The organism is Stenotrophomonas sp. YJH_SMC_14-1 (assembly GCF_059372275.1).
Genome location: NZ_JCAFVK010000001.1, coordinates 948923 through 971700, shown reverse-complemented (window position 1 = coordinate 971700; position 22778 = coordinate 948923). Strand labels below are relative to the sequence as shown.

Here is a 22778-nt window from a genome sequence, read left to right as displayed (position 1 = left end):
CCGGGCTTTATTCTTCCTCCTCCGGCACGTCCTGCGGGTTCAACGTCTTGCTTGCCCGCTTCGGCGCGGTGAACGGCGTCGGCGTCGGCACGCCCTGGCCGGAGTTGCCGAACACCATCTTGGCGCCGGCATTCAGACCACCACCGGCAATCTCCAGCTCGAAGCGCTCGGCATCGCGGCGACGGATCTGCTCGGCAATTTCCACCGCATCGTCCTCGTCCGCACCCAGTTCCACCAGTGCGGCCTGGCCGAACAGCACCGCCGATTCAAACGTCTCGCGGATCTGGAAATCAACACCGGCATGGATCAACCGCAGCGAATGCTCACGGTCGAACGAGCGCACCATCAGCTTGGCCTGCGGGAACTCATGCGACACCAGCTCAACAATGCGATCAGCCGCCTCGGCCTTGTCCACGCACACCGCAATCGCGCGCGCAGTGGCGGCACCCGAGGCATGCAGCACGTCCAGACGCGTGCCATCACCGTAGTAGATCTTGAAACCGAACCGCGCGGCGCTCTGGATCATCTCCACATCGTTGTCGATGATGGTCACGTCCACGTCGCGCGCCAGCAGCGACTGGCTGGCGACCTGGCCGAAGCGGCCGAAACCGATCAGCAGCACGCTGCCGGACAGGCCGTCGGCCTCGTCCACGCCGTCCATGTTCACCGTCGGCTTCGGTGCGATGCGCTTGTAGAGCAGCACCACCAGCGGGGTCAGCGCCATCGACAGCACCACCACGGCGGTGAAGTTGGCATTGATCTCCAGGTTGATCACGCCGGCCGATGCGGCGGCGGAGAACAGCACGAAGGCGAACTCGCCGCCCTGCGCCATCAGCACGCCGCGGTCCAGCGCCTGCGCGTGGTCGCTGCCCATGATGCGCGCGACCACGTAGATGCACAGCGCCTTGGCCGCCATCAACGCCAGCACCAGGCCAAGGATCAGCTGCCAGTTGCCGGCCACCACGCCCAGGTCCAGCGCCATGCCCACGCTGAGGAAGAACAGGCCGAGCAGGATGCCGCGGAACGGTTCGATGTCCGCTTCGATCTGATGGCGGAAGGTCGACTCGCTCAGCAGCACGCCGGCCAGGAACGCGCCCATCGCCATCGACAGGCCGGACAACTGCATCAGCAGCGCCGCACCCAGCACCACCAGCAGCGCGGCGGCGGTCATCACCTCGCGCGCCTTCGACTCGGCCAGCACGCGGAACAACGGGTTGAGCAGGAAGCGGCCGACCAGCACCAGGCCGACGATGGCACCCACACCGATCGCCACCGACAACCAGCGCGAACCCTCGCCGTCGGCACTGCCCGCACTGGGGCCCATCCAGGCTACCAGCGCCAGCAACGGCACGATCAGCAGGTCTTCGAACAACAGGATGGAGACGATCTTCTGCCCCGACGGCAGCGCGATGTCACCGCGCTCGGCCAGCAGCTGCATCACCACTGCGGTGGAGGTGAGCACGAAGCCGGTGGCACCGATGAAGGCCACCTGCCACGGCAGGCCGAACAGCTTGGCGATGCTGGTCAGCACCAGCGCACAGGTGACGATCTGCAGCGTGCCCAGCCCGAAGATCTCCTTGCGCAGGCTCCACAGGTGCGAGGGCCGCATTTCCAGGCCGATCACGAACAGGAACATCACCACGCCGAGTTCGGCGGTATGCAGGATCGCCTGCGGGTCGGAGAACCAGCCCAGCCCGAACGGTCCGATCGCCAGGCCGGCAGCGAAGTAGCCCAGCACCGAGCCCAGGCCGGCCCGGCGGAACAAAGGCACCATCACCACCGCCGCGCCCAACAGGGCCACGACCTTGACCAGCTCGCTGGTCGCTGCTTCTACCGCCATGCGGTGTGTTCCCCAAGATCCAGAATCGGGTTCAACAATAGAGCAATGCCGATGACGGCAATAGCACGCATGTTGCGCCGGATTGTCTTGGAGGTGGAACGATGGTGGGTACCCGCCCCAGCATCATCCCGAAACCATTGCACGTCGCTGTAGATCCACGCCCTGCGTGGATGACGCCCGGCCGGATTCACCCACCCCGGCAGAACGCGGCGTAATCGATATACCCCGGGAATGGCACGTCCGGCGCGCACACCGGGCAGTGCGGGTCCGGCCGGATGCCGGTCTCGCGGAAGCGCATGCCCAGCGCGTCGAAGCGCAGCAGGCGGCCGACCAGCGGCTCGCCGATGCCCAGCAGCAGCTTCAGCACCTCGGTGGCCTGCAGCACGCCCGCCAACCCAGGCAGCACCCCCAGCACGCCCGCCTCGGAACAATTCGGCGCGAACTCCGGCGGCGGCGGCTCCGGGAACAGGCAGCGATAGCACGGTGCCACGCCACGCTGGCGACCGGCATCAAACACGCTGACCTGGCCGTCGAAGCGCTCGATGGCGGCATACACCAGCGGCTTGGCGTGCTTGATGCAGGCGTCGTTGAGCAGGTAGCGCAGCGGGAAGTTGTCCGACCCATCCAGCACCACGTCCACGCCCTCCAGCAGCGCATCCACGTTCTCGGAGGTGACCCGCTCGGGCACGGCCTCGACCTCGATCGACGGGTTCAGCGCCAGCAACCGCTCGCGCGCCGAATCAACCTTGAACTGTCCGACGCTGGCTTCGGTATGCACGATCTGCCGATGCAGGTTGCTGCGCTCCACGCGGTCGTGGTCGGCGAAGCGCAGGCGCCCCACCCCCGCGGCGGCCAGGTAGAAGCCGGCCGGGGCACCCAGCCCGCCCGCGCCCAGCACCAGCACGCGCGACTGCTGCAACCGGCGCTGGCCGGCCTCGCCTACCTGTGGCAACAGCAGGTGCCGCGAATAACGGTCGTAGAAGTCGCGGTCGGCGGCGCTGGCCAGCGGCTGCACCAGCGGTAGCGACTGCTCGCGCCAGGCCACGGTGCCGCCCGTCACGGAAGCGACGTTTGTGTAGCCGGCCTCCAGCAGGAACTGCGCGGCATCGGCCGAGCGCTTGCCGCTCTGGCAGATCAGCAGGATCTCCTGGTCGCGCTGCGGCAGATGCGCGGCCGGGTCGGCCTGCAGCTCGCCCTTGGCCACGCCACGCGCGCCCTCGGCCATGCCGCCGGCCCGTTCGTGCGCCTCGCGCACATCGATCAGCACCGCGCCATGGGCCAGGCGCTCGCGTGCCTGTGCGGGGGAAAACTCTTGGATGCTCATGGCCGCATTATCACGCACGTGGCGGCAGGCCGCCTTGACCGATACCTGCAAACATGGGGTAGTGCCGGCCGCTGGCCGGCATGGCCATGAACGCACCGGACGACGCGAGGTTGCCGGCCAGCGGCCGGCACTACCACAGACAAGAAAGGCGGCCCTGGGGCCGCCTTTCTCTGAATCACTTGCCCTTGACGTGCTTCATCAAGCGCCGCTTGGACTTGATCTGCCGCTCGGTGAGGACGTTCTTCTTGCCCTCGTACGGGTTGGTACCCTCGCGGAAGATGAAGCTCACTGGCGTGCCGATCAGCTTGAAGCGCTTGCGGAAGAAGTTCTCCAGGTAGCGCTTGTACGACTCCTGCAGCTCCTTCAGGCGGGTGCCGTGCACGATGAAGGTCGGCGGGTTGGAACCGGCCGGGTGCACGTAGCGCAGCTTGGAGACGTGGCCGCGGATGGTCGGCGGCGGGTTGGTCTCGTAGGCCACTTCCAAGGCCTTGTTCACTTCGCTGGTGGTGAAGGTCTTGTTCGCCGATTCGTGCGCGCGGTGCACCGCACGGAACAGCTCACGCAGGCCCGAGCCGTGCTTGGCCGAGATGCGCACCGATTCGGCCCACGGCACGAAGCCCAGCTTCAGCGACAGCATGGTTTCCGCCTGCTCGCGCTGGTACTCGGTCAGGCCATCCCACTTGTTGATGGCGATCACCAGCGCGCGGCCGGCGTCGAGCACGGCACCGAGCACGGTGGCGTCCTGGTCGGTCACGCCTTCGGTGGCGTCGAGCATCAGCACGGCCACCTGGCACTGCTCGATCGACTGCATGGTCTTGACCACCGAGAACTTCTCGACGACCTCGTCCACGCGCGAGCGACGGCGCAGTCCTGCGGTATCGATCAGGCGGTACTCGCGACCGTCGCGCTCCAGGTCCACTGCGATCGAGTCGCGGGTGGTGCCCGGCACGTCGGAGGCGATCATGCGCTCCTCGCCGAGGATGCGGTTGACCAGGGTCGACTTGCCCACGTTCGGGCGGCCGACGAAGGCGATGCGGATGCGGTTCGGGTCGTTGTCCAGCTCTTCGCCGCTGCCTTCTTCCGGCAGGCGCTGGATCACTTCGTCCAGCAGGTCGTCCAGGCCCTGGCGATGCGCGGCCGAGACGGTCAGCATCTCGCCGAAGCCATAACGGGCGAACTCGGAACGCACGCTGTCCTCGTCGGTGCCGTCGATCTTGTTGATCAGCAGCAGCGTCGGGCGCGACAGTTTGCGCAGCCAGGCCAGGATCTCGTCGTCCAGCGCCGAGGTGCCCTCGCGGGCATCGACGACGAACAGGATCAGATCGGCTTCGGCCGCGGCCGCACGGGCCTGGCGCGTGGTGGCGCCGGCCAGGCCTTCGTGTTCCCCGGCGATACCGCCGGTATCCACGACGAGGAAATGATTGTCCTCGTCGAGGCGGCAGACACCGTAGTTGCGGTCGCGGGTGACGCCGGGCTGGTCGTGGACCAGCGCGTCACGGGTGCGCGTAAGCGCATTGAAAATAGTCGACTTGCCGACATTCGGCCGTCCAACCAGGGCGACCAGAGGCAGCATCGCGATTACTCCAATTTTTTAGTTTGCCAACCGGAAGGCGGTCAGCTTGCCATCCACGTTCTGCACCAGCAGCACCCCGTCGACGACGACCGGCTGGGCCAGCAGGGCGTCACCGCCGCTCTTCGCCCGTGCCGCCATCGCACCATCGGAGGTCTTCAACCAGTGCACGTATCCCTTGTAGTCGCCGACGACCACGTAATCACCGTGCAGCGCCGGGCCGGTCAGCGAACGACGCGCCAGCTCGGTCTGCGACCACATGGCAGCGCCGGTCGCCTTGTCCAGGCCGAACACGCCACCCTTGTTGTCGGTGACGAACACATTGCCCGACGACACTGCCACGCCACCTGCACCGCCATGGTCGCGCGCCCACAGCGGGCGACCGGTCGGGCCTTCGATGGCCATGGTCTGGTTCTTGAAGCTGCTCACGAAGAGGGTGTTGCCCTCCAGCACCGGGGCACCGTCGACATCGGCCATGCGGTCCAGCTCGGTACGGCCTTCGCCGTTGCCAAGGTTCTGTTCCCACAGGGTACGCCCATCCTGCATGGCCAGCGCGGCAACCGCGCCTTCGTCCTTGCCGATGAACAACACGCCCGGACCGGTGACCACCGGCGCGTTGCCGCGCACGGTCAGCGCCGGCAGTTCGCTCGGGTTGAACCACTTCTGCGTGCCGTTGCCGGCATCGAACGCGGTGACGCGGCCGTCGTTGCTGCGCACGAACACCAGGCCCTGGGCCACGGCCGGCGCGGCAATGACCTCACCCGGAACACGGGCGCGCCACTTCTCGCTGCCGTCATTGATGTCCAGGGCGATGACCTGGCCATCGAGCGTGCCGATCACGACCAGGTTCTCACCGACACCCGGGCCGCCGGACAGGCGCAGCTTCGGCTTCTTCTTTTCCTTCTGCGGCTCCCAGGTCCAGACCTTCTTGCCGGTCTGCAGGTCGATGGCGTGCACGCCGCCGGTGATCGCCGCAGCGAACACGTGGCCATTGGCAACGGCCGGGCCCTGGCGCACGCCGATGCGGCGCTCGCCCTTGCCGAGGTTGACCGACCAGGCCTTGTTGACCTTGACGCTCGGCTCGAACTTGACCAGCTCAGCCGGCTCCTGGGCCTTCTTCGCTGCCGCGTCCTTGCCGGCGAACCAGCCCTTCATGGTGCTGCAGCCGGTCAGGGCCATGCCCATCAGGAGCACGGTGGCGACGCGGGTGATCATGACCTTCTGACTCATCAAACCGACTCCGCAGGGGCGGCGACCGTGCCGCCGGCATCCATAACCTTGGTTTCCAGCAGGCGCCGCTGCGGCGCTGCCACGTCCAGCGACTTCAGCGCCTTCTCGTACTGTGCGCGGGCGTCATCGCGCTTGCCCTGCGCCATCAGCGCATCGCCATGGATTTCCAGGCTGCTGCTGTCAGTAGCGCTGCCCAGCAGCTTGATCGCCTCGTCGCTCTTGCCGGTGGCCACCAGCAGGCGGGCCACACGCTGGTCGACCACGCGCTGCAGGTCGCTTTCGACCTTCACGGCGCGCAGGGTGGCCAGCGCTTCTTCGTTCTTGCCGGCGTCGACCTGGGCCTTGGCCAGCTGCAGCGCCGCGAGGTCGCCATAGATGCTGGACGGGCCCGCTTCGAGCGCCTTCACTGCCTTGGCAGCGTCGTCGAGCTTGTTCTGCTGAAGACCGACCAGGGCCTTCTGGTATTCCACGTTGGCCGAGGCCAGCTTGCCGCCCTGATCCTTCTGGTACCACTGCCAGCCGGCAATGGCACCGATCGCGATGGCTACGCCACCGAGGATGCTGGCGCCATTCTTCCGCAGCCAGCTGCGGACGCGTTCACTTTGTTCGTGCTCGTCGAGCAGATCGTCGATCGCCATGCGTACTCTCGCCCCGCCCATCGGGAGGGACCATTGGGTTTAATCGAAGGTGGTGAAACCGCGCCTCAGTGCGAAACCGGGACTACGGAGCCTTCAGAGGATACCTGAAAGCGTGCCACGTTGGCTCGCTGGTAGGGGGTCAGATCGACGATAGCGCCGTTCTGCTGAACCTGGACCGCCGAGGCGTTGCCCAGGGTCACCCGGGTCACCTGGCCCGGCGTGAAGCTGCGGCTCTCGCCGGACTTGATCAGCGCCTTTTCGACCGTGGCGCCGTCCGGACCACCGATATCGACCCAGCTGTCGCCGCTGAACTGCATCTCCAGCGTATTGGCGGCTGCGGGCGCAGCGGGTGCCGAACGCGGCACCGGGGACAGCGAAGCGACATACGGGGTTGCGGCCGGCTTGCTGGCCGGGGCACTCGCGACTTCAGCCGGGGCTGCCGGCTCGACACCCGCAGCGGACGGAGCTACCGGCACAGCGGCCGGGATCGCGTCCAGCGAGGCCGTGTTCGGCGACGGCGTGGCGCTGCCATCGAAATGGCCGCGGGTGGCGAACCACACCGGCACGGCCAGCACGGCGGTGATGCCGACGTACAGCACGCGCCGGCCGAGATTCTCGGCAATGCGGCGTGCACGCGGGGTATGGGTATGGCTGACCAGGGTGGGCGGCACGACAGGACCCACCTGGGCCTGCTCCAGCAGTTGGCTCACATCGACGTCGAGCAGGCGCGCATAGCTGCGCAACTGGCCGCGCACGAAGACGGGCGCGCCCAGCTTCTGCCACTGCTCTTCCTCCAGCGACCTGACCACCTGGACCGGCATGCGCAGGCGCGAGCCGACATCCTCAAGGGTCAGTCCGGCCGCTTCACGGGCCTGGCGCAGGCGGGTGCCGCAGCCGGCCGCAGTCTCGAGAGCGCTCACAGTCTGGTCATCAATCACAGTGCATCAACCCTGGAGTTAGGAGCCCGCTTCCTGCGGAAATTCCTGTCGAATGCGCTGAAGATAGCGGTCAGATGCCGCCCGATCACCCAGCCGCGCTTCGATTTGAGACGCAAGTTGTAACACGGAACGCGTTGCGGGTGCAGCCGCAATCCTACGTTCGGCGAAGGCCCGGGCCTCCATGTAGCGGCCCTGGCGGAAGCTGAGCTGGGCCATGGCCTCCAGCGCGACCGGGTTTCCCGGCAGCGCCGACAGCGCCGCGCGCAGGTCGCGCTCGGCACGCTCGAACTGGCCTGCATCCAGCGCACAGCTGCCGGCATTGGACTGCGCTTCGGCGACGGCGGGATTGCCCGGCGCCCGCTGGGCACGATCGAACCAGATCAGCGATTCGGCCGCCTGGCCCTGCTGGCAAAGCCAGGCACCATAGTTGTTGAGCACGTCGCCGCGTTGCGGCGCCAGTTCCGCGGCCTTGCGGAAGTTCTCGCCAGCCTGCTGGCTGCGACCGCGACGCTCGTCGATGCCGGCAAGCAGCACCAGAGCGTCGGGGGACGCGGGCATCAGCTTCTGGGCTTCGCGCGCCTTGCGCTCGGCAGCATCGAGATTACCGGCCTGGATGTCGCGGCCAGCCAGGGACAGCAACTCCTGCCAGCGCACCTGCTGCCGTACCACGTCCGGGTCACGGACGGAGTAGACCGGCGCCTCACTGGGGCCCAGCTTGGCTTTTGGATGGGATTTGCAGCCGCCGACCGCGAGAGCCAGCGTGCCTGCGAGCAGAACCAGCCAGAGGCGGTCAGGCCGCGGCATCGCTCCCCTTCCCCGCCTGCAGCGTCTTGTTGAACTCCGCCTGGCGGCGGGTGCGGTCCATCACCTGGCCCTTGAGCTGGCCACAGGCGGCGTCGATGTCGTCGCCACGGGTACGCCGGACCATGGTCAGCACGTTGCTGTCGAGCAGGATCTTCTGGAAGGCGCGGATGTGCGCCTCTTCCGAACGCTCGTAGCGGGTACCCGGGAACGGGTTGAAGGGGATCAGGTTGACCTTGCCCGAATCCTTGGCCTGCACCGCGTTGTCGAACTGGCGCATCAGGCGGGCCAGCTCGCGGGCATGCTCGGGCTTGTCGTTGATGCCCTTCATCAAGGTGTATTCGAAGGTGACCGATTCGCGGCGCTTGTTGGCGCGCAGGTAGCGTGCGCACGAGGCCATCAGCTCGGCGATCGGGTACTTCTTGTTGAGCGGCACCAGGGTCTCGCGCAGCGCGTCGTTCGGCGCATGCAGCGACACCGCCAGCGACACGTCGCTTTCGGCAGACAGGCGGTCGATCTGCGGCACCAGGCCGGAGGTCGACAGGGTCACGCGCTTGTTGGCCAGGCCGTAGCCCAGGTCGTCGCGCATCACGCTCATGGCGCGCACGACGTTGTCGAAATTCATCAGCGGCTCGCCCATGCCCATCATCACCACGTTGGTGAGGCGGCGCATCTGGTGCGGCACGTTGCCCAGGTGGCGCGCAGCAACCCACACCTGGCCGATGATCTCGGCGGTGGTCAGGTTGCGGTTGAAGCCCTGGGTAGCAGTGGAGCAGAACGTGCAGTTCAGGCCGCAACCGACCTGCGAGGACACGCACAGCGTGCCGCGGGTCTTGTCCGGGATGTACACGGTCTCGATGGCGTTCTTGCCATCCACGCCCATCGCCAGCAACCACTTGTGGGTGCCGTCGGCGGAGGGCTTGTCGAACACGATGTTGGGAACCAGCACCTCGGCATGGGCCTGCAGCTTGGCGCGCAGGACCTTGCCGAGGTCGGTCATTTCATCGAAGTCGGTGACGTAGCGATGGTGGATCCACTTCATCACCTGATGGGCACGGAACTTCTTTTCGCCGAGAACCTCGACGAAGAACTTCTCCAGGCCCGCGCGATCGAGGTCGAGCAGGTTCTGCTTGCCAGCCGTGGGTGCCGACTTCGGCAGCGGCTGGATGGCGGGGGACTGTACGACCTCGTTCACGGCATTACTCTCAGCGCGAAACGACTTCGGTGGCGGCGAAGAAGTAGGCGATTTCAATCGCGGCATTCTCGACCGAGTCCGAGCCGTGGGCGGCGTTGGCATCGATGGATTCGGCGAAGTCGGCGCGGATGGTGCCCGGCGCGGCTTCCTTCGGGTTGGTGGCGCCCAGCAGGTCGCGGTGGGCCAGGACGGCGTTCTCGCCTTCCAGGGCCTGGATCATCACCGGGCCGGAGATCATGAACTCGACCAGCGCGTTGAAGAACGGACGCTCGCGGTGCACGGCGTAGAAGCCTTCGGCTTCACGGCGCGACAGCTGCTTGTACTTGGCGGCCACGACCTTCAGGCCGGCCTTCTCGAAGCGGGCGTAGATTTCGCCGATGACGTTCTTGGCAACGGCGTCCGGCTTGATGATCGAAAGGGTGCGCTCCAGCGCCATGGGATGTCTCCAATGGAATCGGGCCGCTGATGGCCCGAAGGGTAACATGAAAAAAACCCGCGTCGGGACGCGGGCTTAGCCTGATAAACGTAGGCGAATTGTAAAAGATAAAGCGGCGGCATGGTAGTGCCGGCCGCTGGCCGGCATAGGGCGCCATTCAACCTCGGGGCTGCCGGCCAGCGGCCGGCACTACCCCATTCACCGACCTGAGTGAAATCTGACCGGGTCGGCCGATTTTGCTGCACTGCAAAATGCCATACGGTACCGTCTGGTCCTAGTATCAAACAATCGTTTGATTAAGGTCCGACCACCGATGGCCAAGCCCGCCCACTTCTCGACCAAGGACCGGATCCTCGGTGCCGCCGAGGAGCTGTTCGCCCAGCACGGCTTCGCCGGCACCTCGCTGCGCCAGGTGACCAGCCAGGCCGACGTCAACATCGCCGCGGTCAACTACCACTTCGGCTCCAAGGAAAACCTGGTCAACGAGGTCTTCCGCCGCCGCATGGACGAGATGACCGGCGCCCGCCTGTCGCAGCTGGAACGCGCCCGCACGGAGCACCCGGGCGAACTGCGCCCGGTGCTGGCCGCCTTCGTCGAGCCTGCCCTGGCGCTGGCCCAGGACCGCCAGAACGGCGGCGCCTTCGTGCGCGTGATCGCCCGCGCCTATGCCGAGAAGAACGACAACCTGCGCAAGTTCCTGTCCGACCACTACGGCCACGTGCTGCGTGCGTTCGGCAAGGCCATCGGCGAGTGCGTGCCCGGCCTGAGCAAGGAAGAGCTGTACTGGCGCCTGGACTTCCTGGCCGGCTCGCTCACCTATGCCATGGCCGACTTCGGGCTGATCAAGCGTCCCGCCGGTGTCACCGAAGCGGCGCATCGTGCCCATGCCGCCCACGAACTGATCCATTTCGCCGAAGCCGGGTTCCGCGCCGCCGCACGCGCCAGCGCCCTGCCCGCTTCCCTTTGATTCCACCCAGTAACTGCTGACCAACAAAGGCCCTACACCATGTCCAATTCCCTGCTAGTCCGCCGCGCCGCCGTGCTGGGTGCCGGCGTCATGGGTGCCCAGATCGCCGCCCACCTCACCAACGCTGGCGTCGACACCGTGCTGTTCGACCTGCCTGCCAAGGAAGGTCCGGCCGACGGCATCGTGCTGAAGGCGATCGCCAACCTGGGCAAGCTGAGCCCGGCGCCGCTGGCCAGCAAGTCGCTGGCCGAAGCCATCACCCCGGCCAACTATGAGTCGGGCCTGGAGCAGCTGAAGGACTGCGACCTGATCATCGAGGCCATTGCCGAGCGCATGGACTGGAAGCAGGACCTGTACAAGAAGATCGCGCCGTTCGTGGCCGACCACGCGGTGCTGGCCTCCAACACCTCGGGCCTGGGCATCAACAAGCTGGCCGACGTGCTGCCCGAGCAGCTGCGTCACCGCTTCTGCGGCGTGCACTTCTTCAACCCGCCGCGCTACATGCACCTGGCCGAGCTGATCCCGGCCACCACCACCGACGCCGCCGTGCTGGAAGGCCTGGAAGCCTTCCTGGTCACCACCCTGGGCAAGGGCGTGGTGTACGCCAAGGACACCCCGAACTTCATCGGCAACCGCATCGGCGTGTTCTCGATCCTGTCCACCATCCACCACACCCAGCAGTTCGGCCTGGGCTTCGATGAAGTGGACGGCCTGACCGGCCCGCTGGTCGGTCGCCCGAAGTCGGCGACCTATCGCACCTCCGACGTGGTCGGCCTGGACACCATGGCGCACGTCATCAAGACCATGGGCGACACCCTGCCGAATGATCCGTGGCATGAGTTCTTCAAGTCGCCGAAGTGGCTGGACGCGCTGATCTCCAAGGGCGCACTGGGTCAGAAGACCGGCGCCGGCATCTTCCGCAAGGTCGGCAAGGACATCGTGGTGCTGGACCTGGAGAAGCAGGACTACCGCCCGGCCGATCGCGCTGCCGCGCCGGAAGTGGTCGAGATCCTGAAGATCAAGAACCCGGCCGAGAAGTTCGCCAAGCTGCGCGAAAGCCAGCACCCGCAGGCGCAGTTCCTGTGGGCGACCTTCCGCGACCTGTTCCACTACAGCGCCTACCACCTGGCCGACATCGCCGAGACCGCGCGCGACGTGGACCTGGCCATCCGCTGGGGCTACGGCTGGTCGCTGGGCCCGTTCGAAACCTGGCAGGCCGCCGGCTGGAAGCAGGTGGCACAGTGGATCGCCGATGACATCGTGGCCGGCAAGAGCATGAGCAACGCCCCGCTGCCGGACTGGGTGTTCGATGGCCGCGACGGCGTGCATGCCGCCGAAGGCAGCTACAGCCCGTCGCGCAACGCCAAGCTGCCGCGCTCGTCGCTGCCGGTGTACCAGCGCCAGCGCTTCCCCGATCCGCTGCTGGGCGAGAAGTTCGCGCCGGGCGAGACCGTGTTCGAGAACGACGGCCTGCGCATGTGGCACGACGGTGATGGCATCGCCGTGGTCAGCTTCAAGACCAAGATGAACACCGTGTCCGACCAGGTGCTGGACGGCCTGCAGGAATGCGTCAGCCGCGCCGAGAAGGACTTCCAGGGCCTGGTGATCTGGCAGCAGAAGGAGCCCTTCTCTGCCGGTGCCGATCTGGCCGGTGCACTGGGCCTGCTGCAGGCCGGCAAGGTCGACCAGTTCGAAGAAATGGTTGCCAACTTCCAGCGCACCAGCCAGCGCATCAAGTACTCGCTGGTGCCGGTGGTTGCCGCCGTGCGTGGCCTGGCGCTGGGTGGTGGCTGCGAGTTCCAGATGCACAGCGCCAAGACCGTGGCCTTCCTGGAAAGCTACATCGGCCTGGTCGAGGCCGGCGTCGGCCTGCTGCCGGCCGGTGGTGGCCTGAAGGAACTGGCCGTGCGTGCCTCTCAGGCCGCGGGCCCGGGTGGCGACGTGTTCGCCGAACTGAAGAAGACCTTCGAGACCGTGGCGATGGCCAAGGTGTCCAACTCGGCGGTCAACGCCAAGGAACTGGGCCTGCTGCGCAGTACCGACAAGGTGGTGTTCAACAGCTACGAGGCCCTGCACATCGCCAAGGCCGAAGCCCGTGCACTGGCCGAAGCGGGCTACCGTCCGCCGCTGCCGGCACGCCGCATCCAGGTGGCCGGTGACGTGGGCATCGCCACCTTCAAGATGATGCTGGTCAACATGCTGGAAGGTCGCTTCATCAGCCCGTACGACTACGAGATCGCCGAGCGCATCGCCACCGTGCTGTGCGGCGGCAAGGTCGACCGCGGCACCCTGGTGGACGAAGAGTGGCTGCTGACCCTGGAGCGCAAGCACTTCGTCGAACTGGCCCAGCAGGAAAAGACCCAGGCCCGCATCGCGCACATGCTGAAGACCGGCAAGCCGCTGCGGAACTGACGGAAGACATCGGTAGTGCCGGCCGCTGGCCGGCAACCTCTTCCACCCCCTATTCAAGAGATCACTGCAATGACCAAGCAAATCCAGGACGCCTACATCGTCGCCGCCACCCGCACTCCGGTCGGCAAGGCGCCCAAGGGCATGTTCCGCAACACCCGCCCCGACGACATGCTTGCGCACGTGCTGCGCAGCGTCGTCGCGCAGGCCCCGGGCGTGGACGTCAACCGCATCGATGACGCCATCATCGGCTGCGCCATGCCGGAAGCCGAGCAGGGCATGAACGTGGCACGCATCGGCGTGCTGCTGGCCGGCCTGCCGAACACCATCGCCGCGCAGACCGTGAACCGCTTCTGCTCCTCCGGCCTGCAGGCCGTGGCGCAGGCCGCCGACGCGATCCGCCTGGGCAACGCCGACCTGATGCTGGCTGGTGGCACCGAGTCGATGTCGATGGTGCCGATGATGGGCAACAAGATCGCCATGGCGCCGAGCGTGTTCGACAACGACCACGTGGCCATCGCCTACGGCATGGGCATCACTGCCGAGAAGGTGGCCGAAGAGTGGAAGGTCTCGCGCGAAGACCAGGACGCCTTCGCCCTCGCCTCGCACCAGAAGGCCATGGCCGCGATCCAGAACGGCGAGTTCAAGGACGAGATCAGCCCGTACGAGATCGTCTCGCACCTGCCGGACCTGGCCGACGGCCAGCGCATCATCACCCGCAACAAGATCGCCGACACCGACGAAGGCCCGCGCCCGGATTCCTCGGCTGAAGGCCTGGCCAAGCTGCGCCCGGTGTTCCGCAACGGCCAGTTCGGCGGCACCGTCACCGCCGGTAACTCGTCGCAGATGAGCGACGGCGCCGGTGCCGTGCTGCTGGCCTCGGAACAGGCGATCAAGGACTACGGCCTGACCCCGCTGGCCCGTTTCGTCAGTTTCTCGGTGGCCGGCGTGCGCCCGGAAGTGATGGGCATCGGCCCGATCGCCGCGATCCCGAAGGCACTGAAGCAGGCCGGCCTGACCCAGGACCAGCTGGATTGGATTGAACTGAACGAAGCGTTCGCCGCGCAGTCGCTGGCGGTGATCCGCGATTGCGGCCTGGACCCGAGCAAGGTCAACCCGCTGGGTGGCGCGATTGCCCTGGGCCACCCGCTGGGTGCGACCGGCGCGATCCGTACCGCCACCCTGCTGCACGGCCTGCGTCGTCGCCAGCAGAAGTACGGCATGGTGACGATGTGCATCGGCACCGGCATGGGCGCAGCGGGTATTTTCGAGGCGCTGTAAGGGTCAAAAGCGTTGCCTCGTTTGGCTTCATGGCGTGGGCCGGGTTGGCAGGGCTGCCCGGGACACGCCGTGAACCCGTCCTTGGGGGCTCGATGGCGCCATCCATGGCGCCAACGGTCCCAGGCAGCCCTGCCAACCCGGCCCTCCCAGCCTCCCCGCGGCGGAGGGACGAGCAAAGGCAAGAGCAGTAGATCCACGCCATGCGTGGATGCTTTTGGCCCTGCTCTGGAAAACAAAAAAGGCAGCCATAGGCTGCCTTTTTTGATTGTGCTCCCGCCCTTGATTCCGCCCTTCCCGTCCGCGCCCGCAGGAAACCTGGCAGGCGGGACGGGTGGGCCTTTGCAGGACCGTTGGCGCCATGGGCCCGAGGCATGCCTCGGGCGGGTTGGGCAGGACGCCCAACCCCGGTCTTGCCGTGTGCGCAGGACAGCGCACACGAGCAAGGCGCCATCGAGCCCCCATGGATGGGTTTACGGCGTGTCCTGCAAAGGCCCACCCGTACCGCCCACCAAGTATCAATCAAGGCGCCGCGAACGGAGCGCTTGATAAAACCCTTACTCCGCCAACATCGCCGTCAGCTTCTCCCGCGCCGGCCCTGCGAGCTTCGGGTTGTCCAGCGCGAAGCGGATCGTCGCTTCCACCAGCCCCAGGTGCGTACCGCAGTCGAAACGAGTGCCCTCGAAACGGTAGGCATCCACCTCTTCGGTCTTCAGCAGCTGCGCGATCGCATCGGTCAGCTGGATCTCGCCGCCGGCACCGCTGCCGGTCTGCTCCAGCAGCTCGAAGATCTTCGGGCTCAGCACGTAGCGGCCGACCACGGCCAGGTCGCTCGGCGCGTCCTCCGGCTTCGGCTTCTCCACGATCTGCGAAATACGGCCCTTGCGGCCATCGAAGGCCTCGGTCGCGACGATGCCGTAACTGGCGGTCTTGTCGTGCGGCACATCTTCAACGGCAATGACGCTGGCGCCACTGGCTTCGTTGAGATCGGCCATCTGCTTCAGCGCACTGTCGCCGCGGTTCCAGATCAGGTCGTCCGGCAGCAGCACCGCGAACGGCTCGTCACCGATCACGGCCTTGGCACACAGCACCGCATGGCCCAGGCCCAGCGCCTCGGCCTGGGTCACGAAGATCGCGCGCACCCCATTGGGCAGCACGTGACGGATCAGCTCCAGCTGCTCCTGCTTGCCGGCGCGCTCGAGCTTCTGCTCCAGCTCGTAGGCCTTGTCGAAGTAGTCGGCGACCGCGTGCTTGTAGCGGTTGGTGATGAACACCAGCGTGTCACAGCCGGCCTCGATTGCTTCATCCACTGCGTACTGGATCAGCGGCCGGTCAATGATCGGCAGCATCTCCTTCGGCACGGTCTTGGTTGCTGGCAAAAAACGCGTCCCCAAACCCGCTACGGGGAAAACTGCCTTGCGAATTCGCTTGCTCATTGGTGCCTGTTGGCCTCGCGTGCGGGAAAGGGCACGACTTTAGCGGATGAAATGTAAGCATCCTGTTCGATTGGCGAGAACTCGGGCATCGTCGCGAACAGGACTTCCTTGATGGTTTCGGTGTCGTAGCTGCACACCGCCTCGCGCAGGCGCGGGACGTTGCCCAGCACCAGATCGCGCGAGAACATGCGCACGCCGGCCTCGAGGACCTTCGGATGCGCGGTTGCGCGGTAGTCCTCGTCCGAATAGAACAGCGTCTCGTGCAGCTTCTCGCCCGGACGCAGGCCGGTATAGATGATCTGCACATCCTTGTACGGCTGCTTGCCCGCCAGACGGATCATCTGCTCGGCCAGCAGCCGGATCGGCACCGGCTCGCCCATGTCGAGCGTGTAGATCGCACCGTGCGAGGCCGAGGCCGCGGCCTGCAGGATCAACTGGCAGGCCTCGGGGATGGTCATGAAGTAGCGGGTGACTTCCGGATCGGTGACCGTGACCGGGCCACCGCGCAGGATCTGCTCGCGGAACAGCGGCACCACGCTGCCGGCCGAGGCCAGCACGTTGCCGAAGCGCACGGTAACGAAACGGGTGTGCGTGGACTTCTGGTCCAGGCTCTGGCAGATCATCTCGGCATAGCGCTTGCTGGCACCCAGCGCGTTGACCGGATCGACCGCCTTGTCGGTGGAGATGAACACGAAATGCTCGACGCGCGCTTCCAGGCAGGCGCGGGCCACGTTCTCGGTCGCCAGGATGTTGTTGCGCACGGCTTCGCGCAGCTGCCGTTCCAGCACCGGCACATGCTTGTACGCTGCGGCATGGAACGCGGTGTCGACCGGATGCAGCGACAGCGCATGGCGGATCACCGCAGGATCGCCACAGTCGCCCAGCACCGCTTCGATCTCGATATCGGGGAAGCTGCGACGCAGCTCACCCTCGATGGTCAGCAGCAGCAGTTCGCTGATCTCCAGCAGGATGATGCGGCCGGCACCGTGGCGCGCGCACTGGCGGCACAGCTCCGAGCCGATCGAGCCACCGGCACCGGTCACCATCACGGTGCGACCGCCCAACCAGCCACGGATCAGGTTCCAGTCCGGGGTGATCGGCTTGCGGCCGAGCAGATCCTCGATCGCCACCTCCTTCAGTTGGCCGGGCAGCGACTGCCCCTGCAGGATGTCGCTCAGCTTGGGCACGGTGCGGAACGGCACGCCGGTGCTTTCGCAGATGGCGACCACCCGCTGCATGCCTGCGGCATCCAGCGAGGGCATGGCGATCACCAGCAACTTGGCTGCAGTCTCGCGGACCACCGCCGGGGCATCATCGAGGCTGCCCAGGATCGGCAGGCCCTGCAGCTTGGCGCCGCGCAGGTGCGGTGCGTCGTCCAGCAGGCCGACCGGTTCGAAGTTGCCGGAGCGGCGCAGATCGCGGACCAGCGTCTCGGCGGCTTGCCCCGCACCGAGGATCAGCACGCGGCGCGCGCTCGAATCCGACTGCAGTGCCTGGTAATCCTTCCAGGCCCGGTAGAGCAGGCGCGGCGCGCCGAGCAGCGCCGACAGCGCGAACGGATAGATCACCAGCACCGACATCGGCACGCCGTCGAAACGCTTCCACATCAGCACCAGCACGATGCCGACCAGGCCGATGAAGCTGGCCTTGAAGATGTTCAGCAGGTCGCTGACGCTGGCGAAACGCCACAGCCCGCGATACAGGCCCACGCGCCAGAACACCAGGCCCTGCAGCAGCAGCACCAGGGTGGTGTCGACATTCCAGAGCGGAAGCGAGGGCGCGTTGGGGAGGATCGAGTACCGCCCGGCGTGGAGCAGCTGCCAGCATGCCCAGACCATGAACAGGTCGTGGCAGACGATGGCCGAACGCGGCATCAGGCCGAGGATTCTGTCCCGCCAGGGTGAAGCCATAAGTCAGGTATTTCCTTGTCGGTGACGCAATCCATTGCGCAGGAGGATCCAGAGGACGCTCAGCGCGAGAAACCACGCGACCGCCAGGACAGCCTCCCACCTCGGCTGCAAATTGGAGCAGACATTAAGCACTGTAATACTGAACAGGCCCAGAGCAAAGTACATCCCTGTCACCTGGGCGTGGCTGGCTCCTGCCTGCACCGCCCGCTGGTAGACGTGCTGGGTATGGGGTTCCATCCAGCGTTGTCCGGAGATGATGCGCGCCGCCAGTGTGAAGCCCGCGTCCACGAGGAACGCCGAAGCCGGCACCAGCAGCAGGATCCAGTTGATATCGGTACGCACCGCAGCGATCGCCAGGACGACGGCGACTGCATAGCCCAGCGCGCCACTTCCGACATCACCCATGAAGATCCGGGCCCGCGGGAAATTGAACGGCAGGAAGCCCAGGCAGGCCAGGCCCAGCGCCACCGCGGCCAGCGAATACGGCCAGGGCAGCACCGGCGCCAGGCCCAGCGCAACAACAATGGCCTGGCTGGCGGCAATACCGTTGATGCCATCCATGAAGTTCCAGATGTTGATCAACGAGGCGGTGAATACCAGCACCAGCCCGGCCAGCAACCAGCTTCCACCATGCACCTTGACCAGGGCGGCCAGCAGCGCGGCGGCAATGAAGTGCACCAGCAGGCGGCGCATGGCCGGCAACGGCCGGTGGTCGTCCCACCAGCCGATGCCCGCCACCAGCACCAGGCCCAGGCTGGCCACCAGCAGGCTCGGTGTCGATTCAGGCCAGACCCACATCGCTGCACCGGCGGTGACCAGCAGGCTGATGACGATGGCGATGCCACCACCGCGCGGCGTTGCCACGCTATGGCTGCGACGCTCGCCGGGGTGATCCAGCAGTTGCTGGCGCAGGGCATAACCCCGTGCCGCCCAGGTCAACCCCGCACTCAGCAGGGCCAGCCCCAGCAGCGCGCCCATCACGAGCCACGGCATGGATCAGAGCACCGCGTAGTTCAGCAGTGGCTTGACCGTGCCCCATTCCTTGCAGCTCGGGCACTGCCAGTGGTGGGTGCGTGCACCGAACCCGCAACGGGTGCAGCGGTAAGCGGGATTGCGCACCAGCAGCTGGTCGGTGATGTGCTTGAGGTCATGCAGGGTCGCCGTGGAATCGGCGCCCTCGGCCAGGGTCAGGTCGATCAGCGCCGATTCGCCACGCACCGACGGACGATCCTTGAGCTGGCGGCCAAGGTAGGCTCGGGCCGGAGCCACGCCCTCCTGCTCTTCCATCAGCCGGGTCAGGGCCAGCACCGGGGCGATGCCACGGTAGTGCTCGGTCATTTCCGACAGGAACGCACGTGCGCCTGCCAGATCGCCTACCTTGCGGTAGTTTTCCATCAACGCCGGCAGCAGCTCCGGCAGGTACTCCGGATCGTTGCGCGCAGCGCGCTCGAAGGCGCGCACGGCCGCTTCCGGATTGCCGGCATCGGTTTCCAGGCGACCTTCAATGATGCCGGCACGCACCGACATCGCATCGGCCTGGTAGGCGCGTGTGATCGCTGCCCTCGCCTCTTCCAGCTTGCCGGCGCCGCGGAAGCGCTCGGCCAGTTCGCACTCGAACTGCCCGATCAGCTTGCCCATCGGCTCGCCGGTGACGTCTTCGAAGCGGGTGGCGTTGTCGATCGCCTTTTCCCAGTCGCGCTCGGCCTGGTAGATGCCGATCAGGTGCTTGAGCGCCTGCGGGGCGCGCTGGTCCAGCTGCGCCAGCTCGGTGAACACCGTCTCTGCACGGTCCAGCAGGCCGGACTTCATATAGTCCTCGCCCAGCGCCAGCAGGGCCTGCACGCGCTGCGCGTCGCTCAGGTCGTGGCGGTTGACCAGCCCCTGGTGCAGGCGGATGGCGCGGTCGACTTCACCGCGGCGGCGGAACAGGTGGCCCAGCGCGACCTGGGTCTCGAAGGTTTCCTTGTCCAGCTCGGCGATGTGCAGGAACAGTTCGATGGCCTTGTCCGGCTGCTCGTTGAGCAGGTAGTTCAGGCCACGGAAGTAGGTGCTGGACAGGCGGCTGACCTGGTTGTCACCGTGGCGCTGGCCACCACGCCGGCCGATCACCCACCCGGCCAGTGCGGCCAGCGGAACGAACAGGAAAAACCACAGCCACTCGGTGACGAAATCCATCTTCGATCAGCGTCCATCAAAAGATTGGGGGGAAACACCCGCGGCCGGCGTTGCCGCCACGGACTTGTTGGCACGGCGCAGCTGGCTGTAGAGCGGAATGACCACGCTCACCAGTACCAGGCCGGCACCGACCACGACACCCACCAGCAGTGCAGCGATCAGCGCCACGCCCACCGAGGTGTGCAATTGAGTGAAAAGCAGGTTGATCGACATCGCGGTCATGTTGACCGCACCAATGATCAGCCCAAGGATCAGGACCGCCAGCAGGACCAGCAGACGAAAGACCTTCATGCGACAGCTCCAGTGGCAGGAGTCCGTAGCTTATCCGACCCGCGGCTGGATTCGCACGCGGTGGCGCGACGGGGGCTCAGGCCGGATCGGCGTCCAGCGGCAGCACACTGCTGACCCGCTCGCGCAGTTCCTTGCCCGGCTTGAAATGGGGGACGTGCTTGCCCGGCAGGGCAACCGATTCGCCGGTCTTCGGGTTGCGACCCAGGCGCGGCGGACGATAGTGCAGCGAGAAGCTGCCAAAACCACGGATTTCGATGCGATCCCCGGCGGACAGCGATCCGCCCATCATCTCCAGCAACGACTTCACCGCCAGATCGACATCATCGGCCTTCAGGTGCGCCTGGCGGCGCGCAAGGATTTCGATCAGTTCGGATTTGGTCATCACCGGCTCACATAAGGGGCATCTCAGCCTGAAACGGCCCGGGCAGAAGCCCGGGCCGTCCAGGAAACAACAAACAGCGTAAGGCCGATTACTCGGACTTGTTGCCGTTCAGCTGTGCACGCAGCAGCGCGCCCAGCTGGGTGGTGCCGCTGGAAGCCGAAGAGGACTGGTATTCCTCCAGCACTTCGCGCATTTCCGCGTCGTCCTTGGCCTTGATCGACAGCTGCAGGGTGCGGCCCTTGCGGTCCATGCCCACGAACTTGGCTTCGATCTTGTCGCCGACCTTCAGGTGCTGGGTGGCGTCGTCAACGCGCTCGTTGGCGATGTCGCGAGCCGAAACGTAACCCTCGATGCCGTCAGCCAGCTCGATGATCGCGCCCTTGGCGTCGACTTCCTTCACCACGCCTTCGACCTTGGAGCCCTTCGGATTGGCAGCCATGTACTGGCCGAACGGATCCTGCTCCAGCTGCTTCACGCCCAGGGAGATGCGCTCGCGCTCCGGATCGACAGCCAGGACGACGGCGTCCAGGGTATCGCCCTTCTTGAAGTTGCGAACGACGTCTTCGCCGGTGGTGTTCCAGCTGATGTCGGACAGGTGGACCAGGCCGTCGATGCCGCCGTCCAGGCCGATGAAGATGCCGAAGTCGGTGATCGACTTGATCTGGCCCGACACCTTGTCACCCTTCTTGTGGGTGGCAGCGAAGGTTTCCCACGGATTGGCGGCAACCTGCTTCATGCCCAGCGAGATACGGCGACGCTCTTCATCGACGTCCAGCACCATCACTTCGACTTCGTCACCAACCTGCACAACCTTGGACGGGTTGACGTTCTTGTTGGTCCAATCCATCTCGGAGACGTGCACCAGGCCTTCGACGCCCGGCTCGATCTCAACGAACGCACCGTAATCGGTGACGTTGGAGACCTTGCCGAAGACGCGGCTGTTGGCCGGGTAACGACGGCCGATGTTGTCCCACGGATCCTCGCCCAGCTGCTTCAGGCCCAGCGAAACGCGGTTGCGCTCGCGGTCGAACTTCAGCACGCGGACGTCCAGCTCGTCGCCGACGTTCACGACTTCCGACGGGTGACGCACGCGCTTCCACGCCATGTCGGTGATGTGCAGCAGGCCGTCGATGCCGCCCAGGTCCACGAACGCGCCGTAATCGGTCAGGTTCTTGACGACACCCTTCAGGATCGCGCCTTCCTGCAGCTTGTCCATCAGCTGCTCGCGCTCTTCCGAGTGCTCGCTTTCGACGACAGCGCGGCGCGAGACCACGACGTTGTTACGCTTGCGGTCCAGCTTGATGAGCTTGAACTCGAGTTCCTTGCCTTCCAGGTAGGCCGGATCGCGCACCGGGCGCACATCGACCAGGGAACCCGGCAGGAAGGCGCGGACATCCTTGATGTCCACGGTGAAACCACCCTTGACCTTGCCGCTGATGCGGCCGGTGATGGTTTCGTTCTTTTCCAACGCTTCTTCCAGCTCGTCCCACACCATCGCGCGCTTGGCCTTCTCGCGCGACAGGACGGTTTCGCCGAAGCCGTTCTCGATCGAGTCGAGGGCGACCTTGACGATGTCGCCTTCGGCGACGTCGATTTCGCCAGCGTCGTTACGGAACTGTTCGATCGGCACGATGCCTTCGGACTTCAGGCCAGCGTTGATCACCACGACGTCGCCGCGGACTTCAACAACGGTACCGCTGACGATGGCGCCCGGCTTCAGCTTGGCCAGGTTGGCCTGGCTGGCTTCAAACAGTTCGGCAAATGATTCGGTCATTAGATTTACTCTGTTGGACACATGGGTCGGTGGCGTCCCCTTCAGGGGAATGGCGACCGCCCGCCTGTTGGTCGACCCCGGAAACGCAGGTCGTGTGTAGTAGGAAAACCGCCACGCATCATTGCGCGACGGAGCTGGTACAGCACTGCTTTGCGCGACCACCACCGATGCAGCTGGCAGTGCT

The 22778-nt window shown here is 66.0% G+C and carries 19 protein-coding genes; 3 read left to right on the top strand and 16 right to left on the bottom strand.

Annotated elements, in window-relative coordinates:
* Positions 1–7: 7 nt before the first annotated feature.
* The 9 genes from AC5P9P_RS04740 to ndk form a co-directional block, all read right to left on the bottom strand.
* The gene (locus AC5P9P_RS04740) at positions 8–1840 is read right to left on the bottom strand and encodes a monovalent cation:proton antiporter-2 (CPA2) family protein (RefSeq protein ID WP_164227465.1); all 1833 of its coding nucleotides are present in this window, start codon (positions 1838–1840) and stop codon (positions 8–10) included.
* 187 nt (positions 1841–2027) lie between these two features.
* Positions 2028–3164: a molybdopterin-synthase adenylyltransferase MoeB gene (moeB, locus tag AC5P9P_RS04735; protein ID WP_164227466.1), complete on the bottom strand. Its 1137-nt coding sequence runs from the start codon at positions 3162–3164 to the stop codon at positions 2028–2030.
* 175 nt (positions 3165–3339) lie between these two features.
* Complete coding sequence (gene der / locus AC5P9P_RS04730; RefSeq protein WP_111109115.1) at positions 3340–4737, bottom strand: ribosome biogenesis GTPase Der; 1398 nt, start codon at positions 4735–4737, stop codon at positions 3340–3342.
* Positions 4738–4755: 18 nt separating this feature from the next.
* Entirely contained in the window at positions 4756–5964 is a 1209-nt protein-coding gene (gene bamB / locus AC5P9P_RS04725) for an outer membrane protein assembly factor BamB (protein ID WP_005409300.1), read from the bottom strand.
* Positions 5964–6602, bottom strand: coding sequence for a YfgM family protein (locus AC5P9P_RS04720; protein WP_005409299.1), 639 nt, complete (start codon positions 6600–6602; stop codon positions 5964–5966). The genes bamB and AC5P9P_RS04720 overlap by 1 nt, the downstream gene beginning before the upstream one ends.
* 65 nt (positions 6603–6667) lie before the next feature.
* Positions 6668–7540, bottom strand: coding sequence for a RodZ domain-containing protein (locus AC5P9P_RS04715; RefSeq protein ID WP_005409298.1), 873 nt, complete (start codon positions 7538–7540; stop codon positions 6668–6670).
* A gap of 18 nt (positions 7541–7558) precedes the next feature.
* The gene (locus AC5P9P_RS04710) at positions 7559–8344 is read right to left on the bottom strand and encodes a tetratricopeptide repeat protein (RefSeq protein ID WP_445950014.1); all 786 of its coding nucleotides are present in this window, start codon (positions 8342–8344) and stop codon (positions 7559–7561) included.
* Positions 8331–9536, bottom strand: a complete 1206-nt coding sequence (gene rlmN, locus AC5P9P_RS04705) for a dual-specificity RNA methyltransferase RlmN (RefSeq protein WP_005409296.1) — start codon at positions 9534–9536, stop codon at positions 8331–8333. The genes AC5P9P_RS04710 and rlmN overlap by 14 nt, the downstream gene beginning before the upstream one ends.
* A 10-nt stretch (positions 9537–9546) precedes the next feature.
* Positions 9547–9972, bottom strand: coding sequence for a nucleoside-diphosphate kinase (ndk, locus tag AC5P9P_RS04700; RefSeq protein ID WP_005409295.1), 426 nt, complete (start codon positions 9970–9972; stop codon positions 9547–9549).
* A gap of 313 nt (positions 9973–10285) precedes the next feature.
* Here ndk and AC5P9P_RS04695 point away from each other — a divergent pair, with 313 nt between their 5' ends.
* From AC5P9P_RS04695 to AC5P9P_RS04685, 3 genes are all read left to right on the top strand, one after another.
* Positions 10286–10939 (top strand): TetR/AcrR family transcriptional regulator, encoded by a 654-nt coding sequence (locus tag AC5P9P_RS04695; RefSeq protein WP_033834901.1) that lies wholly within the window; start codon positions 10286–10288, stop codon positions 10937–10939.
* Positions 10940–10978: 39 nt separating this feature from the next.
* Complete coding sequence (locus AC5P9P_RS04690) at positions 10979–13351, top strand: 3-hydroxyacyl-CoA dehydrogenase/enoyl-CoA hydratase family protein (protein ID WP_033834902.1); 2373 nt, start codon at positions 10979–10981, stop codon at positions 13349–13351.
* A 69-nt stretch (positions 13352–13420) separates the two neighbouring features.
* The gene (locus AC5P9P_RS04685; RefSeq protein WP_005409292.1) at positions 13421–14629 is read left to right on the top strand and encodes an acetyl-CoA C-acyltransferase; all 1209 of its coding nucleotides are present in this window, start codon (positions 13421–13423) and stop codon (positions 14627–14629) included.
* Positions 14630–15183: 554 nt separating this feature from the next.
* Here the strand turns inward: AC5P9P_RS04685 and galU are convergent.
* From galU to rpsA, 7 genes are all read right to left on the bottom strand, one after another.
* Positions 15184–16062: a UTP--glucose-1-phosphate uridylyltransferase GalU gene (gene galU / locus AC5P9P_RS04680; protein WP_005409291.1), complete on the bottom strand. Its 879-nt coding sequence runs from the start codon at positions 16060–16062 to the stop codon at positions 15184–15186.
* Entirely contained in the window at positions 16059–17972 is a 1914-nt protein-coding gene (locus tag AC5P9P_RS04675; protein ID WP_005413043.1) for a polysaccharide biosynthesis protein, read from the bottom strand. Before AC5P9P_RS04675 ends, galU begins: the two co-directional genes overlap by 4 nt.
* A gap of 3 nt (positions 17973–17975) precedes the next feature.
* A complete protein-coding gene (locus AC5P9P_RS04670) occupies positions 17976–18965 on the bottom strand; it encodes an MraY family glycosyltransferase (RefSeq protein WP_033834903.1) in 990 nt (329 codons plus the stop codon).
* A 3-nt stretch (positions 18966–18968) separates the two neighbouring features.
* Positions 18969–20147 (bottom strand): lipopolysaccharide assembly protein LapB, encoded by a 1179-nt coding sequence (lapB, locus tag AC5P9P_RS04665; RefSeq protein ID WP_033834904.1) that lies wholly within the window; start codon positions 20145–20147, stop codon positions 18969–18971.
* 6 nt (positions 20148–20153) lie between these two features.
* Positions 20154–20438 (bottom strand): lipopolysaccharide assembly protein LapA domain-containing protein, encoded by a 285-nt coding sequence (locus tag AC5P9P_RS04660; RefSeq protein ID WP_005409287.1) that lies wholly within the window; start codon positions 20436–20438, stop codon positions 20154–20156.
* A gap of 76 nt (positions 20439–20514) precedes the next feature.
* Positions 20515–20820 (bottom strand): integration host factor subunit beta, encoded by a 306-nt coding sequence (locus tag AC5P9P_RS04655; RefSeq protein WP_005409286.1) that lies wholly within the window; start codon positions 20818–20820, stop codon positions 20515–20517.
* Between the two features lie 88 nt (positions 20821–20908).
* A complete protein-coding gene (gene rpsA / locus AC5P9P_RS04650) occupies positions 20909–22594 on the bottom strand; it encodes a 30S ribosomal protein S1 (RefSeq protein WP_005409285.1) in 1686 nt (561 codons plus the stop codon).
* Between the last annotated feature and the right edge of the window lie 184 nt (positions 22595–22778).

Bases quoted from the DNA above. Each gene is read 5' to 3' on its own strand.
- AC5P9P_RS04740 (WP_164227465.1), bottom strand. From the start codon at position 1,840: ATGGCGGTAGAAGCAGCGACCAGCGAGCTGGTCAAGGTCGTGGCCCTG.
- moeB (WP_164227466.1), bottom strand. From the start codon at position 3,164: ATGAGCATCCAAGAGTTTTCCCCCGCACAGGCACGCGAGCGCCTGGCC.
- der (WP_111109115.1), bottom strand. From the start codon at position 4,737: ATGCTGCCTCTGGTCGCCCTGGTTGGACGGCCGAATGTCGGCAAGTCG.
- bamB (WP_005409300.1), bottom strand. From the start codon at position 5,964: ATGAGTCAGAAGGTCATGATCACCCGCGTCGCCACCGTGCTCCTGATG.
- AC5P9P_RS04720 (WP_005409299.1), bottom strand. From the start codon at position 6,602: ATGGCGATCGACGATCTGCTCGACGAGCACGAACAAAGTGAACGCGTC.
- AC5P9P_RS04710 (WP_445950014.1), bottom strand. From the start codon at position 8,344: ATGCCGCGGCCTGACCGCCTCTGGCTGGTTCTGCTCGCAGGCACGCTG.
- ndk (WP_005409295.1), bottom strand. From the start codon at position 9,972: ATGGCGCTGGAGCGCACCCTTTCGATCATCAAGCCGGACGCCGTTGCC.
- AC5P9P_RS04695 (WP_033834901.1), top strand. From the start codon at position 10,286: ATGGCCAAGCCCGCCCACTTCTCGACCAAGGACCGGATCCTCGGTGCC.
- AC5P9P_RS04690 (WP_033834902.1), top strand. From the start codon at position 10,979: ATGTCCAATTCCCTGCTAGTCCGCCGCGCCGCCGTGCTGGGTGCCGGC.
- AC5P9P_RS04685 (WP_005409292.1), top strand. From the start codon at position 13,421: ATGACCAAGCAAATCCAGGACGCCTACATCGTCGCCGCCACCCGCACT.
- galU (WP_005409291.1), bottom strand. From the start codon at position 16,062: ATGAGCAAGCGAATTCGCAAGGCAGTTTTCCCCGTAGCGGGTTTGGGG.
- AC5P9P_RS04675 (WP_005413043.1), bottom strand. From the start codon at position 17,972: ATGGCTTCACCCTGGCGGGACAGAATCCTCGGCCTGATGCCGCGTTCG.
- AC5P9P_RS04670 (WP_033834903.1), bottom strand. From the start codon at position 18,965: ATGCCGTGGCTCGTGATGGGCGCGCTGCTGGGGCTGGCCCTGCTGAGT.
- lapB (WP_033834904.1), bottom strand. From the start codon at position 20,147: ATGGATTTCGTCACCGAGTGGCTGTGGTTTTTCCTGTTCGTTCCGCTG.
- AC5P9P_RS04660 (WP_005409287.1), bottom strand. From the start codon at position 20,438: ATGAAGGTCTTTCGTCTGCTGGTCCTGCTGGCGGTCCTGATCCTTGGG.
- AC5P9P_RS04655 (WP_005409286.1), bottom strand. From the start codon at position 20,820: ATGACCAAATCCGAACTGATCGAAATCCTTGCGCGCCGCCAGGCGCAC.
- rpsA (WP_005409285.1), bottom strand. From the start codon at position 22,594: ATGACCGAATCATTTGCCGAACTGTTTGAAGCCAGCCAGGCCAACCTG.